The following is a 13,804-nucleotide window of genomic DNA, read 5'->3' as shown; positions in this document are numbered from 1 at the left end:
CCCCGTACCAGCCTTCGGTACGCGGCGGCCCTCTGCTTATCCTGACGAGCATGCTGACCATCACCCAGGCCCTCGTCGACCAGATCGTCGCCCACGCGCGCAAGGACCACCCGGACGAGGCGTGCGGCGTCGTCGCGGGCCCGGCGGGTACGGACCGGCCCGAGCGCTTCATCCCGATGCTGAACGCGGCCATGTCGCCCACCTTCTACGAGTTCGACTCGGGCGACCTGCTCAAGCTCTACCGCGAGATGGACGACCGCGACGAGGAACCGGTGGTCATCTACCACTCCCACACGGCCACCGAGGCCTACCCCTCCCGCACCGACATCTCCTACGCCAACGAACCGGGCGCCCACTACGTCCTCGTCTCCACCGCGGACACCGACGGGCTCGGCGACTTCCAGTTCCGTTCGTACCGGATCGTCGAGGGCGCGGTGACGGAGGAGGAAGTCCGCATCGTGGAGGCGTACTGAACGATGGAGGCCGACGGCCGACGCCCCCCGACCGGGGTTCGGCTGAGCTGCGCGGTCTCACTCCCCGGCCCGAATCCGTCCGGCATGTGGGATCACATTCCGGGACCCGGACCGGGAATCGATACGATGACCCCATGGTTCTTGACGACGTGAGCGAGAAGACGCCGGGCGCACTGCTCGTGGCGCGGCTGCACGTCGACCTGTGCAGGCTTGCCAGCGCCATCTGTTGACGCCGACCCCTGCCGCCGTACGGCCGTGAGCCGCGGCGCCCTCACCTGTGTGACCACGCACTCCGCGCTGCCGCGCGCCCACCGACCTGACCACTCCCGACAGGAGCCGCACACCATGGCCATCGAGGTCCGCATCCCCACCATCCTCCGCCAGTACACCGACGGTCAGAAGGCGGTGGAGGGAGCCGGTGACACCCTCGCCGACCTGTTCGCCGACCTCGAGACCCGGCACACCGGCATCCAGGCCCGCATCGTGGACGGCGGTGAACTGCGCCGCTTCGTCAACGTCTACCTCAACGACGAGGACGTGCGCTTCCTGGAGGGCATCAACACCAAGCTCTCCGACGGCGACAACGTGACGATCCTGCCGGCCGTGGCCGGCGGCATGGCCTGAGGCCCGCTGACCAGCCATGCGCTACGACTCCCCGCTGGCCGCGGTGGGCAACACCCCCCTGGTGCGCCTGCCGCGGCTCTCGCCGTCCGAGGACGTCCGGATCTGGGCCAAGCTGGAGGACCGCAACCCCACCGGCTCGGTCAAGGACCGCCCCGCCCTGCACATGATCGAACAGGCGGAGAAGGAGGGCCGCCTGACCCCGGGCTGCACGATCCTGGAGCCCACCTCGGGCAACACGGGCATCTCCCTCGCCATGGCGGCCAAGCTCAAGGGCTACCGCATCGTGTGCGTCCTGCCCGAGAACACCTCCCAGGAGCGGCGTGACCTGCTCGGCATGTGGGGCGCGGAGATCATCTCCTCCCCGGCGGCGGGCGGCTCCAACACGGCCGTACGCGTCGCCAAGGAACTCTCCGCCGAGCACCCCGACTGGGTGATGCTCTACCAGTACGGCAACCCCGACAACGCCGGCGCGCACTACGCCACGACCGGGCCGGAGATCCTCGCGGACCTCCCCTCCATCACCCACTTCGTGGCCGGACTCGGCACCACCGGCACGCTGATGGGCGTGGGCCGCTACCTGCGCGAGCACAAGCCGGACGTCAAGATCGTGGCGGCCGAGCCCCGCTACGACGACCTCGTCTACGGCCTGCGCAACCTCGACGAGGGGTTCGTGCCGGAGCTCTACGACGCGTCCGTCCTCACCACCCGCTTCTCCGTCGGCTCCGCCGACGCGGTGACCCGCACGAGGGAACTGCTCCAGCAGGAGGGCATCTTCGCGGGCGTCTCCACGGGAGCGGCGCTGCACGCGGCGATCGGTGTCGGGAAGAAGGCGGTGAAGGCGGGCGAGTCCGCCGACATCGCGTTCGTGGTGGCCGACGGGGGCTGGAAGTACCTGTCGACGGGCGTCTACACGGCCGCGACGACGGAGGAGGCCATCGAGACGCTGCAGGGCCAGCTCTGGGCGTAGGGCGCGCCTCATAGCCCGGGGACGCGGGTTCGTTCGGCGGGTGGGGGTGCGGGCGCCGGTGCGGGTGCGGGCGCTTCGTGGTTCCTCGCGCCGTTCCCCGCGGCCCTGAAGCGCCGTTCCCCGCGGCCCTGAAGGGCCGGGCCTGCGGCCCGCAGCGCCGTTCAGGGGCGCGGCCCCTGGGGACGGGACGGGTAGGGGTGGCGGGCGCGGGCGCCCTCCTCAGCGGGACAGGTGCCGCACCTGGTCCCACAGCACCGGATCCAACGTCCCCGCCTTCCGGCGGAAGTCCCGCACCGGCACCTCCCGCAGTTCCTCCGTCTCCAGGAAGCTCGGCCGCCCCCGCGCGTCCCCCACCGCCCCCGGCGGCAGCGGGATCACCCCGGACCGCGCGTCACGGTACCTGCTGGTGATCTTGACGACCCGCGCCCGGTCCCCGCGCACCGCCAGTACCAGACAGGGCCGGTCCTTGCCCCCGGGCCCGTCCTCGAAGGGCACGCTCGCCCACCAGATCTCCGACGGCCGGGGCCGGGGCAGCGACGTCCGCGCGCCGGACCGCTCCGGCCGTCCGGGCGGCCGCGTACGCCCCCTCGGTCCGGTCGTCCGCCGGCCCGGCCGCCGGGACCGCCCCCACCCGTCCACCAGCGTCGCGACGAGTGCCAGCGACACCACCGCCGCGAGCGCCAACCACCAGGACGTGTCCATGGGCACGACCGTACCGGCGCAGCTCTACCGAGGCCCGCCCCCCTCACGCGCCCCCGCGCCCCCTGGTGTCACCTCACCCCGGCTCACACGCGGCCCAACGGCCCTACCACCAGCCGAACCGGTGACACCACAGGTGAGTTCGCCCACAACAGCCCCTGGCGGAGGAGCGACCCGTCCTTTTGCGCCTTACGCTCGACGGACCGCACCAACCTTGTTGCACCCTCGTTCGTTCTTCGCAACCCCGCCGACTGCACAACACCGTCGGCGACCCGCGATACGCCCGTACGTCACGACCCACTGACACGACTGACCAGCACGACTGTCACGACTTCACGCCAGCGCGGAGGTTCCAGCTCTCATGAAGCTCACCGTCGTCGGCTGCTCGGGGTCGTTCCCGTCCGCGGAATCGGCCTGTTCGAGCTACCTCGTAGAGGCCGACGGCTTCCGGCTGCTTCTCGACATGGGCAACGGTGCCCTGGGCGAGCTGCAGCGCCACTGCGGTCTCTACGACCTCGACGCGATCTTTCTCAGCCATCTGCACGCCGACCACTGCATCGACATGTGCGCGTACTTCGTCGCACGCTACTACCGGCACGACGGCGGCCGCTGCGGCCCCATCCCTGTCTACGGCCCCGAGGGCACCGAGCAGCGCCTGACCACGGCGTACGCCGACACCCCGTCCGCCTCGTCCATGAGCGAGGTCTTCGACTTCCACACGGTCAAGCCGAGCACCTTCGACATCGGCCCCTTCACCGTCCACACCGAACGGGTCGCCCACCCCGTGGAGGCGTACGGCATCCGCATCGAACACGACGGGCGGGTCCTGACGTACTCCGGGGACACCGGGGTCACCGACACCCTGGACGAACTGGCCCGCGACGCCGATCTCTTCCTGTGCGAGGCAGCGTTCACCCACGGCAAGGAGAACATCCCGGACCTGCACCTCAACGGCCGCGAGGCCGGTGAGACGGCCGCCCGCGCCGGCGCCCGCCGCCTCGTGCTCACCCACATCCCGCCGTGGACGGACCCCCGGGTCAACCTCGACGACGCCCGCGCGGTGTACGACGGTCCGGTGGAGCTGGCGGTGCCCCGGAAGTCGTACGAGATCTGACACCCGCACGTACGCACGAGAAGGCCCCCGGAACCCAAGCCCAAGCTGTGATCCCCGGGGGCCTCTCGTGTGACGGGCGGGCCGCTACTTGGCCTCCGCCTTCTGGAGCTCGGCCAGCTCCTCGTCTGACTCACGGCCCGGGGTCGGCAGGTTGAACCTGACGATCGCGAACCGGAAGACCACGTAGTACAGGGCGCCGAAGCACAGGCCCACCAGGAGCAGCAGCCACGGCTTGGTGGCGATACCCAGGTTGAGGGCGAAGTCGATCGCGCCGGCCGAGAAGCCGAAGCCGTCCTTCATGCCGAACGCCCAGGTCAGCGCCATGGAAATACCGGTGAGCACCGCGTGGATGGCGTACAGGACGGGCGCGATGAACATGAACGTGAACTCGATGGGCTCGGTCACACCGGTGACGAACGAGGTCAGCGCGAGCGAGAACATCATGCCGCCGACGACCTTGCGGCGCTCCGGACGGGCCGTGTGGTAGATCGCGAGGCAGACGGCCGGCAGACCGAACATCATGATCGGGAAGAAGCCGGTCATGAACTGCCCGGCGGTCGGGTCCCCGGCGAGGAAGCGCGCGATGTCACCGCTCTTGCCCTCGTACGAACCGGCCTGGAGCCACGGGAAGGAGTTCAGCAGGTGGTGCATGCCGACCGGGATCAGCGCGCGGTTGGCGACACCGAAGATGCCCGCGCCGGCTGCGCCCGAACCGACCAGCCACTCACCGAAGTTGTGCAGTCCCGCGCCGAGCACCGGCCAGATGTAGCCGAAGACGATGCCGATGAACAGGCCGGCGAAGGCGGCCAGGATGGGCACCAGGCGGCGACCGCCGAAGAAGCCGGCCCAGTCGGGCAGCTTGGTGCGGTAGAAGCGCTGGTACAGCAGGGCGACGACCAGGCCCATCACCACACCGCCGAGGACCCCGGCGTTGACCGCCTTGTCCACCATCACGACCTTGCCGTCGACGACCGTGGCCACCTGCGGGAGGTTCGGGTCGGTGAAGGTGGCCAGCACCTTCTGGAAGACGAGGTAGCCGACGACCGCGGCGAGCGCGGTCGAGCCGTCCGACTTCTTCGCGAAGCCGATCGCGATGCCGACGGCGAACAGCAGCGGCATGTTGTCGAGGATGGCGCCGCCGCCCGCCGACATGAAGCTCGCGAACTTGGTGATGAACTCGGGGAACGACTCGCGCCCCAGCATGTCCGTGTTGCCGAGCCGCACGAGCAGCGCGGCGGCCGGCAGGACGGCGACCGGCAGCATCAGGCTGCGCCCGATACGCTGCAGCACAGCCATGGTGCGGGAGCCCCAGGTCGGGCCCTTGTTGTCTGCGGCCGCGGGAGCGGCGCTGGCCGTGGTCACAACTTCCTCCAGTAGGCAGGGCGCCGCCCAGGGACGGGAACGTGGGGGAAGGGCAGCACGGAGAGGTCTACACCAGTGAGTGGTGTAGACCTGTTGTAGCACGCCGGGGGTGGGCCCAGGAACCCGCGATTCCTGCTTTATGTCTTCGTGATGTCGCGGGGCCCCTCCCCGGCCTCCGGCCGCCCGCGGCCCGCCTCCGCCCGGCCGTCGCCCGCCGCTCCCCGCTTGGCGGGGACCCGCAGGGTGGTGTAGACCAGTCGCGAACGATCCCGCACGGCAAAGCGGCACGGATCAGCACGGATCAGGTACACCAGGGAGAATCGCGATGGCCAGTAAGGCTGAGAAGATCGTCGCCGGGCTCGGCGGCCTCGACAACATCGAAGAGATCGAGGGCTGCATCACCCGCCTGCGCACCGAGGTCAGCGACCCCTCCCTCGTGGACGAGGCCGCCCTCAAGGCCGCCGGCGCCCACGGTGTCGTCAAGATGGGCACCGCCGTCCAGGTCGTCATCGGCACGGACGCCGACCCGATCGCCGCGGAGATCGAGGACATGATGTGAGCCGCCCGGCGGGGACCGCCCACGACGGTCCCCGCCGGCCCGCGCCCAGGGATCCCTCCCGACGCGGGAGCCGCCCCTTGCGCCGGTACGGCTAGGCTCGTCGCCATGTCTCGAATCGACGGCCGCACGCCCGAACAGCTCCGCCCTGTCACCATCGAACGCGGCTGGAGCAAGCACGCCGAGGGCTCCGTCCTCATCTCCTTCGGCGACACCAAGGTCTTCTGCACCGCCTCCGTCACCGAAGGCGTCCCGCGCTGGCGCAAGGGCAGCGGCGAGGGCTGGGTCACCGCCGAGTACTCCATGCTGCCCCGCTCCACCAACACCCGCGGCGACCGCGAGTCCGTACGCGGCAAGATCGGCGGCCGTACCCACGAGATCTCCCGCCTCATCGGCCGCTCCCTGCGCGCCGTCATCGACTACAAGGCGCTCGGCGAGAACACCATCGTCCTCGACTGCGACGTCCTCCAGGCCGACGGCGGCACCCGCACCGCGGCGATCACCGGCGCGTACGTGGCGCTGGCCGACGCCGTCGCCTGGGCCCAGCGCAGGAAGCTCGTCAAGGCCGGCCGCCAGCCGCTGACCGGCACCGTGAGCGCCGTCTCCGTGGGCATCGTCGGCGGGGTCCCGCTGCTCGACCTCTGCTACGAGGAGGACGTCAAGGCGGACACCGACATGAACGTCGTCTGCACCGGCGACGGCCGCTTCGTCGAGGTCCAGGGCACCGCCGAGGCCGAACCCTTCGCCCGCGACGAGCTCAACGCCCTGCTGGACCTGGCCGTCGCCGGCTGCACGGACCTGGCCGCCCTGCAGGGCAAGGCGCTCGACTCGGTCCTCGAAAGGTAAAGGGCACACCAAGGACGACGGCCGCCGGTCGCAACCACGCCGCACCCGGCCGCGTCCCTAGGAGTACGGGCGCACGGCACACCACCGTGCGCCCGGCCACACCGGCGCAAGCCGTACCCGCACCACCACCGGAGGCCGTCAGGCCTGCAACCAGTAGGAGGACCGTTCCATGGCCGCGAGCCGCCGACGTCGTATGACCGCCATCGCCGGAGCCGTTGCAGCCGTCGCGCTGACCGCCGGCCTCACCACCGGCTGCGACGCCGTGAACAAGGCCCTGGACTGCGTCCAGACCGCCGAGGCCATCGCCAACAGCGTGTCCGACCTCCAGCAGGCCGTCGAGAACGCGTCCAACGACCCGACCCAGCTCGAGGAGTCGCTCAACTCCATCGACGAGAACCTCAAGGAGATCGGCGACAAGACCGACAACACCGACGTCAACAAGGCCGTCGACGACCTCCAGAAGGCCGTGGAGGACGTCCAGACCTCCGTCAACAACGGCGACGCCACCCCCGACATCAGCGGCATCACCGGCGCGGCCAAGGAACTGACGAACGTCTGCACGTCGTAGGACGACCGGCGACGGGCACGACCGGCGACCGGTGGCCGGCGAGGCGGAGGGGGCCGGGATACTGAGGGGCATGACCCGCCTGATCCTCGCCACCCGCAACGCCGGAAAGATCACCGAGCTGAAGGCGATCCTCGCCGACGCAGGTCTGTCCCACGACCTCGTCGGCGCGGACGCCTACCCGGACATCCCCGACGTCAAGGAGACCGGCGTCACCTTCGCCGAGAACGCCCTGCTGAAGGCGCACGCCCTCGCCCGGGCCACCGGCCTCCCGGCCGTCGCCGACGACTCCGGCCTCTGCGTGGATGTCCTCCACGGCGCCCCCGGCATCTTCTCCGCCCGCTGGGCCGGCCGGCACGGCGACGACCGCGCCAACCTGGAACTCCTCCTCGCCCAGCTCTCGGACATCGCCGAGGAGCACCGCGGCGCCCACTTCGCCTGCGCCGCCGCCCTCGCCCTGCCGGACGGCACGGAACGAGTCGTGGAAGGACAGCTGAGGGGCGTCCTGCGCCACACCCCGACCGGCACGAACGGCTTCGGCTACGACCCGATCCTCCAGCCGGACGGCGACACCCGCACCTGCGCCGAACTGACCGCCGAGGAGAAGAACGCGATCAGCCACCGCGGCAAGGCGTTCCGGGCACTGGTACCGGTGGTGCGGGAGCTGCTGGGCTGACGTCACTGATGAGCCCCGCACCTTTGAATCAAAGGTGCGGGGCTCACCGGTCCTGTGCGCCCGGTCGGATTCGAACCGACAAACACGACCACCTAAAGATCGCCGCTCGGCCGTTGGCGTACGGGCGCCTGTGCCGGGCCCTACTCTACTTGGCTAAGGCTTCCGCCGTCGGCCCCCTCTGCACCAGGTCTTCGTGACCGCATGGCAGTTGGGGCACAGCAGCCGAAGGTTGTCGCGCCTGTCGTCGCTCCAGTCCCCGTTGATGTGATCGACCTCCAGGGTCATGGGTCTGCCGAGCCACTCGGGTCCGATGCCGCACTCCGCGCACTCCTCGGGTACACCCACTTCCGAGAGCGCCCTGCGCAGGAGGTGCGCTCTCGTGCGACGGGTCCCGTCGTGTCGGACCAGGATGTCTGCGGCATCCCTGAGAGGCATGGTGCCCGGCCCGCCACGTTGATGTGCCCGTCCCAGGAAGTGGGAGGTGTCGACGGCCTCCTCGGCCACCCAACAGCGGAACTCGGCGCGGGACTTGGTGCTGTAGGGCTCCATCCCCAGAGCGCGGAGCGCGTCCGCGATGGAGGAGGCTCCTTCGACCGCTCGGCGCAGGTCGTCGCCTGTCGGCCGTGCGGGCGCTGTCCGAGCTCGCCCTGGACGAGGTAGATGCGACACATCGATCCCGAAGTGGTCGAAGCGCCGGAAAAGATGGCGGCGCAGCTGACCGTAGGGCCGGGTGCCGAAGAAAGTGATGACTTCCTCGATGTCGGAGCACTGCGCTGCGGCTTCCGCCAGTCGCTCGCGGGTGTACCGCGTGCCGCCGCTCATGAGGCGCGACCCTTGCCCCGCCCCCGGTAACTGTCCGTCGTCGAGTGGCAGTTCGGGCACAGGAACCGCAGGTTATCGATGCGGTTGTCACGCCAGTTCCCGTCGATATGGTCCACCTCCAGGGGGAGCGGGTGCCCGCGCCACACCGCGCCTGCTCCGCAGAGGGCGCATCGCTCCGGTACGCCCTTGGCCGTCATGGCCCATTTGAGTCGATCGCTCGGGACCCGTCGCGCCTCGCCGCTCCGCTGCTTCACGAGCAGGCCTTCCGGCGTCCGGGGCTGCTGTGCCCTGCCCCGCCGGGTCGGCATACGGAAGTGTGAGGTGTCGATGTCGTACGCCTTGATCCGGCGGCTGATGTGCGTGTGCTGGCCGCCCACGATCTCGACCCCGAGGTGGCGCAGTACGTCGCACATGTTCGTCGAAACCGACACCGCGGCTTGGAGGGCCTCCTTGGTCCAACGCGCGCCCTCCCGCTCGAAATGCGAGGTGTCCACGCCCAGCTTCTTCATCCGTTCCCGGATGTATCTCCGCCGCGAGCTCTTCGGGTCCACTCCCAGCCTCTCCAACGCCTCCGTCAGCGTGCGAGATGTTTGGGCGGCCTCCTCCAGCCGCTCCCTGGGGTATGCGCTGATCCCCATTTTGGGTCCCTCTCCGTCCGGTCGCCTGTTCGCGATCTCGTATGGAGTAACGAACTGCTGATCGGACAGTCACGTCGGACCCATACGCGGAACGGCCCGTCGGGGATGCCGTGCGGGCCGTTGCCGGGTCGGTGAGGCCGAGGGTCAGATCCCCAGGTCCTTGATGATCTTGGCCACGTGGCCGGTGGCCTTGACGTTGTAGAGGGCTCGTTCGACCTTGCCCTCCTCGTCGACGACGATCGTCGAGCGGATGACGCCGGTGACGACCTTGCCGTAGAGCTTCTTCTCGCCGAAGGCGCCGTACGCCTCCAGGACCGCCTTGTCGGGGTCGCCGAGGAGGGTGACCTTCAGGGACTCCTTCTCGCGGAACCTGGCCAGCTTCTCCGGCTTGTCGGGGGAGATGCCGATGACGTCGTACCCGGCGCCGGCCAGCAGGTCCAGGTTGTCGGTGAAGTCGCAGGCCTGCTTCGTGCAGCCGGGGGTCAGGGCGGCCGGGTAGAAGTAGACGATGACCTTGCGGCCCTTGTGGTCGGACAGGGACACCTCGTTGCCGTCGGCGTCCGGGAGGGTGAAGGCGGGGGCCACGTCCCCGGGCTGGAGTCGCTCGCTCATCGGACCAGACTAACGGCGGGGCCTGGCGCTGCGGGGCCCGGGCGAGCTGACAGACTGTCCGCAACCAGTGAATGACGGACAGCGGGAGGCAGCGCGGTGGCGGATACCTCGGACACCAGAACCCCGGCCGAGATCGAGGCGGACATCAAGCGCCGCCGCGACACCCTCGCCGAGACGCTCGACGAGATCGGCGTCCGGGTGCACCCGAAGACCATCGTCGGTGACGCCCGGGCGAAGGTCGTCTCCAACATCGACCACACCCTCGGCAAGGCGTATGTCTCGGTCAACCGGGCGGTCAGCGATGTGAAGGGCCGGCTCGTCGACGAGGACGGGGCGCCCCGGCTGGAGCGCATCGTCCCGGTCGCGCTCGTCGTCGTCGGGGTCGTGGGGCTGCTCGCCCTCGGTACTCGACGCCGCAGGGCCTGACGAAGACGGGTAGGTTCGGGGGCGTGAGCGAGAAGAGCCAACACGACAAGTTGCCCATCAGGATGCTGCACGACCGGGTGCTCGTGCGGCAGGACACCGCCGAGGGGGAGCGGCGTTCGGGCGGAGGCATCCTGATTCCCGCGACGGCGGCGGTCGGCCGGCGGCTGGCCTGGGCCGAGGTCGTCGCGGTCGGGCAGAACGTCCGGACGGTCGAGCCGGGCGACCGTGTCCTGTTCGACCCCGAGGACCGGGCGGAGGTCGAGGTCAGGGGCGTCGCGTACGTCCTGATGCGGGAGCGCGACCTGCACGCCGTGGCCGCTGACCGGTTCGAGGGCTCGGAGGACTCCACCGGCCTCTACCTGTAGCCGGGGCGGGGACCGCGACACACGACGGGAGGGGCTGGTGACGTGGTCACCAGCCCCTCCCGGCTTGTCCCGCTATCGGCCCCGGCGGCCCGCCGTCATGGGATCGTCCCCTCCGACGTACCGCCTCCGGTGGCGGCTCCACCGCCGTCCGTCGTGCCGCCGTCGGTGGTCGGGCCGCCTCCGGTGGCGGCCCCGCCGTCCGTGGTGCCTCCGCCCCCGGTGGCCGCACCACCGTCGGTGGTCCCGCCTCCGGTCGTGGCTCCGCCGCCGGTGGTCGCTCCGCCGCCCGTCGTCGTCGTGTCGTCGCCGCCCGTGGTGGCGCCTCCGTCGGTGGGGCCGCCGGTGGTGCCGCCGTCCGTCTGGCCGGCGGTCTCCTCGCCGCCGGTGGTGCCGCCGTCCTCCTCGTCACCGGTGGCGCCGGGCTCGTCCGGCGGGGTGCTCGGCGGCACGACGACCACGTCCGCGCCCTCCTGCAGCTCCAGGTCGAAGTCCTTGACCTTCTTGCCCTTCAGCGCCGCCTTGGTGAACTGCGCCCAGATCTCCGTGGGCGCCCCGCCACCGTTGATGCGCTGCAGGCCCATGGCTCCGTACAGCGGCTTGTGGGCGCCGGTCTTGGGGTCCTGGCCCATCACGGAGACGACGGTGGCGAGGTCCGGGGTGTAGCCGGCGAACCAGGCCGCCTTGTCCTCCTCGGCCGTGCCGGTCTTGCCGGCGGCCGGGTGGCCGGACGCCTGGGCGGCGGTGGCCGTACCGCCCTGGACCACGCTCCGCAGGACGGAGGTGGTGGTGTCGGCGGCCTGCCGGCTGACGGCCTGCTGGGGATCGGTCGAGGGGACCTTTATCTCCTGGCCGTCCTTGCTGATCCGCTCGATCATCGTGTACGTGCCGTGGCGGCCGTGGTTGGCGAGGGTGGCGTACGCCTCCGCCATGTCCAGCACGCTCGCGGTCGCCGTGCCCAGCGCGATGGACGGGTACGGGTTCATGTCCGGGGTGTTCTTCGGCAGGCCCAGGTCGATCGCGGTCTTCTCGACCTTGTCGGGGCCGACGTCGACGGCCATCTGCGCGTACACCGAGTTCACGGACTTGTCGGTGGCCTGGCGGACGGTGATGTTGCCGTAGTCGACGTAGTCCTCGTTCTCGGGGGCGTACTGCTCGCCGGGCCAGCCGACGACCGGGCGCTCGCTGGAGCCGTCGTAGATGGTGTTCGGGGTGATCGCCTGGCCGGACTGGGTGTTGGAGTTGTTCTCCACGGCCGCGGTGAACACGAACGGCTTGAACGTCGAACCGACCTGGTAGTCACGCCGGGTGGCGTTGTTGACGTACTGCTTGGTGTAGTCGATGCCGCCGTACATCGCGATGACCTTGCCGGTCTTCGGGTCTATGGAGACACCGCCGGCGCGGACGTAGTTGTCGACCTTGCGGTTCTTCTTGTCGAGCTTGTCCATCAGCTTGTCGTTCACGGCCTTGATGAACGCGTTCTGCATCTTCGGCTGGATGGTGGTGGTGATGCGGTAGCCACCGCCGTTCTCCAGCGCCTCCTCATCGATGATCTTGTGCTCGATGAGATACGACTTGATGGCCTCGACCAGGTAGCCCCGCTGCCCGGAGAAGGCGGTGGACGTGGTGGTCTGCTTCGGCATCTCGAACTTCATCCCGGTGCGCTCGGACTGCTTGAGCCAGCCCTCCTTGACCATGCCGTCCAGGACGTAGTTCCAGCGGGCGACGGCCGCGGCCTTGTTCTCCGGGTGGGCGACGACGTCGAACATGCTCGGCGCGTTGACGAGCGCGGCGAGGTAGGCGCCCTGCTGGGGGGTGAGTTCGTCGGCGTCGACGCCGTAGTAGGCCTGGGCTGCGGCCTGGATGCCGTAGGCGTTGCGGCCGAAGAAGCTGGTGTTGAGGTAGCCCTCGAGGATCTCGTCCTTGGTGACCTCGCGGTCCAGCTTGATCGCGATGAAGAACTCCTTCACCTTGCGGGTGACGGTCTGGTCCTGGGCCAGGTAGTAGTTCTTCACGTACTGCTGGGTGATCGTCGAGCCGGACTGCTTGCCCTTGCCGCTCGCGGTGTTCCAGGCGGCGCGGATCATCGCCTTGGGGTCGATGGCCGGCTCGGAGTAGAAGTCGCGGTCCTCGGCGGCCAGTACGGCGTGCTGGGCGGCCTTGGAGACCTTCGACAGGGGGACGTTCTCGCGGTTGACCTCGCCGTCGCGGGCGATCTGGGTGCCGTCCGCGTACAGGTAGACGTTGCTCTGCTTGGTGGCGAGTTCCTGCGGCTTGGGGATGTGGACCAGGTTGTAGCCCAGTACGAAGGCGCCGATGATCAGCATGGTCACGATCACGAACGTGCCGAGCACCATGCGCCAGGTCGGGAACAGCCGCCGCCATCCGGTGCGCTTGGGCCGCTTGGGCTTCTTCCCCTTGCCGCCGCCGGCGGCGGCAGGGGTGACGTCGGGCGCGACCGCGGGTACGACGGCGGTCGCCGCGTCGTCGCCACCGCCGGCCGCGGTGCCGCCCGCGACGCCGGCCGCCGCCAGGCCACTCGTGACCCCGGCCTTCCCGCCACGCGCACCGCCGGCTGCGGCCGCTGCCGCGCCGGCTGCTGCCGCGCCGCCGGTCTTCCCGGGTCGCTTGCCGCCGGGCTTCGCGCCCGCGCGCGTCACGCCCAGGGTCATCGTCATCTCGGCGTCACCGGCCGGGCCACCGGCCGTACGAGCGGCCGCGCCGGCCGTGTCGGAAGTCTTGGCAGCGGCTGCGCCGGAGGCTCCGGCGCCCGCGGGGCCGGGCTTGCCGCTGCCCGTACTGCCGGGCTTCTGGCCGGGCGTCGAGCCGGTCTTCCCGGGGCGGGTGACGCTGAGCGGCATGGTGAGTTCGGCGTCGCTCTGCGGAGCACCGGCCTTGCCAGGGGTCCGGGCGGCGGCCGTACGGGCGGCCGCGGCGGCACCGGAAGCGCCCGCGCCGGCCGCGCCGGAAGTCTTGGCAGCGGCTGCGCCGGAGGCTCCGGCGCCCGCGGGGCCGGGCTTGCCGCTGCCCGTACTGCCGGGCTTCTGGCCGGGCGTCGAGCC

The 13,804-nt window shown here is 70.4% G+C and carries 17 protein-coding genes and 1 tRNA gene; 11 read left to right on the top strand and 7 right to left on the bottom strand.

All coding sequences use genetic code 11. The features are described 5' to 3' along the window. The first annotated feature begins 50 nt into the window (after window positions 1-50). From AC067N_RS08800 to AC067N_RS08785, 4 genes are all read left to right on the top strand, one after another. Window positions 51-473, top strand: coding sequence for a M67 family metallopeptidase (locus tag AC067N_RS08800; protein WP_478678171.1), 423 nt, complete (start codon window positions 51-53; stop codon window positions 471-473). Window positions 474-607: 134 nt separating this feature from the next. Next, entirely contained in the window at window positions 608-703 is a 96-nt protein-coding gene (locus tag AC067N_RS08795; protein ID WP_309474684.1) for a putative leader peptide, read from the top strand. A 115-nt stretch (window positions 704-818) separates the two neighbouring features. Next, the gene (locus AC067N_RS08790) at window positions 819-1,097 is read left to right on the top strand and encodes a MoaD/ThiS family protein (RefSeq protein WP_055541406.1); all 279 of its coding nucleotides are present in this window, start codon (window positions 819-821) and stop codon (window positions 1,095-1,097) included. Between the two features lie 16 nt (window positions 1,098-1,113). Next, entirely contained in the window at window positions 1,114-2,064 is a 951-nt protein-coding gene (locus AC067N_RS08785; RefSeq protein WP_478678170.1) for a PLP-dependent cysteine synthase family protein, read from the top strand. Window positions 2,065-2,283: 219 nt separating this feature from the next. Here AC067N_RS08785 and AC067N_RS08780 read toward each other — a convergent pair whose 3' ends face one another. Next, on the bottom strand, window positions 2,284-2,766 hold the full coding sequence (locus AC067N_RS08780) for a type II toxin-antitoxin system PemK/MazF family toxin (RefSeq protein WP_478678169.1): 483 nt from the start codon (window positions 2,764-2,766) through the stop codon (window positions 2,284-2,286). Window positions 2,767-3,124: 358 nt separating this feature from the next. Between AC067N_RS08780 and AC067N_RS08775 the strand changes: the two genes are divergently transcribed. Beyond that, window positions 3,125-3,877 carry an MBL fold metallo-hydrolase gene (locus AC067N_RS08775; protein WP_478678168.1) on the top strand — a complete coding sequence of 251 codons (753 nt, stop codon included), beginning with the start codon at window positions 3,125-3,127 and terminating at the stop codon, window positions 3,875-3,877. Between the two features lie 84 nt (window positions 3,878-3,961). Here the strand turns inward: AC067N_RS08775 and AC067N_RS08770 are convergent, their stop codons facing one another. Beyond that, window positions 3,962-5,239, bottom strand: coding sequence for a PTS transporter subunit EIIC (locus tag AC067N_RS08770; RefSeq protein ID WP_478678167.1), 1,278 nt, complete (start codon window positions 5,237-5,239; stop codon window positions 3,962-3,964). 325 nt (window positions 5,240-5,564) lie between these two features. Between AC067N_RS08770 and AC067N_RS08765 the strand changes: the two genes are divergently transcribed. The 4 genes from AC067N_RS08765 (at window position 5,565) to rdgB (ending at window position 7,882) form a co-directional block, all read left to right on the top strand. Further along, window positions 5,565-5,798 carry a PTS sugar transporter subunit IIB gene (locus AC067N_RS08765; protein ID WP_468098461.1) on the top strand — a complete coding sequence of 78 codons (234 nt, stop codon included), beginning with the start codon at window positions 5,565-5,567 and terminating at the stop codon, window positions 5,796-5,798. Window positions 5,799-5,903: 105 nt separating this feature from the next. After that, window positions 5,904-6,641 carry a ribonuclease PH gene (rph, locus tag AC067N_RS08760; protein ID WP_478678166.1) on the top strand — a complete coding sequence of 246 codons (738 nt, stop codon included), beginning with the start codon at window positions 5,904-5,906 and terminating at the stop codon, window positions 6,639-6,641. 169 nt (window positions 6,642-6,810) lie between these two features. After that, window positions 6,811-7,209 (top strand): hypothetical protein, encoded by a 399-nt coding sequence (locus tag AC067N_RS08755; RefSeq protein WP_478678165.1) that lies wholly within the window; start codon window positions 6,811-6,813, stop codon window positions 7,207-7,209. A 70-nt stretch (window positions 7,210-7,279) separates the two neighbouring features. Then, window positions 7,280-7,882 carry an RdgB/HAM1 family non-canonical purine NTP pyrophosphatase gene (gene rdgB, locus AC067N_RS08750; protein WP_478678164.1) on the top strand — a complete coding sequence of 201 codons (603 nt, stop codon included), beginning with the start codon at window positions 7,280-7,282 and terminating at the stop codon, window positions 7,880-7,882. Window positions 7,883-7,937: 55 nt separating this feature from the next. Here the strand turns inward: rdgB and AC067N_RS08745 are convergent. The 4 genes from AC067N_RS08745 to bcp all read right to left on the bottom strand — a co-directional run bounded on the left by AC067N_RS08745 (window position 7,938) and on the right by bcp (window position 9,954). After that, a tRNA-Leu gene (locus AC067N_RS08745) sits at window positions 7,938-8,010 on the bottom strand. A 25-nt stretch (window positions 8,011-8,035) separates the two neighbouring features. Next, window positions 8,036-8,704 (bottom strand): HNH endonuclease, encoded by a 669-nt coding sequence (locus tag AC067N_RS08740; RefSeq protein ID WP_478678163.1) that lies wholly within the window; start codon window positions 8,702-8,704, stop codon window positions 8,036-8,038. Further along, window positions 8,701-9,342, bottom strand: a complete 642-nt coding sequence (locus AC067N_RS08735; protein WP_478678162.1) for an HNH endonuclease signature motif containing protein — start codon at window positions 9,340-9,342, stop codon at window positions 8,701-8,703. Before AC067N_RS08735 ends, AC067N_RS08740 begins: the two co-directional genes overlap by 4 nt. A gap of 144 nt (window positions 9,343-9,486) precedes the next feature. Continuing rightward, the gene (gene bcp, locus AC067N_RS08730; RefSeq protein ID WP_468098454.1) at window positions 9,487-9,954 is read right to left on the bottom strand and encodes a thioredoxin-dependent thiol peroxidase; all 468 of its coding nucleotides are present in this window, start codon (window positions 9,952-9,954) and stop codon (window positions 9,487-9,489) included. Window positions 9,955-10,050: 96 nt separating this feature from the next. On the opposite strand from bcp, the gene AC067N_RS08725 reads away from it, so the two are divergent. Beyond that, window positions 10,051-10,380 (top strand): DUF3618 domain-containing protein, encoded by a 330-nt coding sequence (locus AC067N_RS08725; protein ID WP_478678161.1) that lies wholly within the window; start codon window positions 10,051-10,053, stop codon window positions 10,378-10,380. A 62-nt stretch (window positions 10,381-10,442) separates the two neighbouring features. Next, entirely contained in the window at window positions 10,443-10,745 is a 303-nt protein-coding gene (locus AC067N_RS08720; RefSeq protein ID WP_055513294.1) for a GroES family chaperonin, read from the top strand. Between the two features lie 95 nt (window positions 10,746-10,840). On the opposite strand, the gene AC067N_RS08715 is transcribed toward AC067N_RS08720, so the two are convergent. Then, window positions 10,841-13,414, bottom strand: a complete 2,574-nt coding sequence (locus AC067N_RS08715; protein ID WP_478678306.1) for a transglycosylase domain-containing protein — start codon at window positions 13,412-13,414, stop codon at window positions 10,841-10,843. Between the last annotated feature and the right edge of the window lie 390 nt (window positions 13,415-13,804).

It is taken from the genome of Streptomyces sp. NPDC042364, assembly GCF_056437585.1.
The sequence above is the reverse complement of the archived record's forward strand: the minus strand, read 5'-3'. Positions and strand labels throughout refer to the sequence as shown.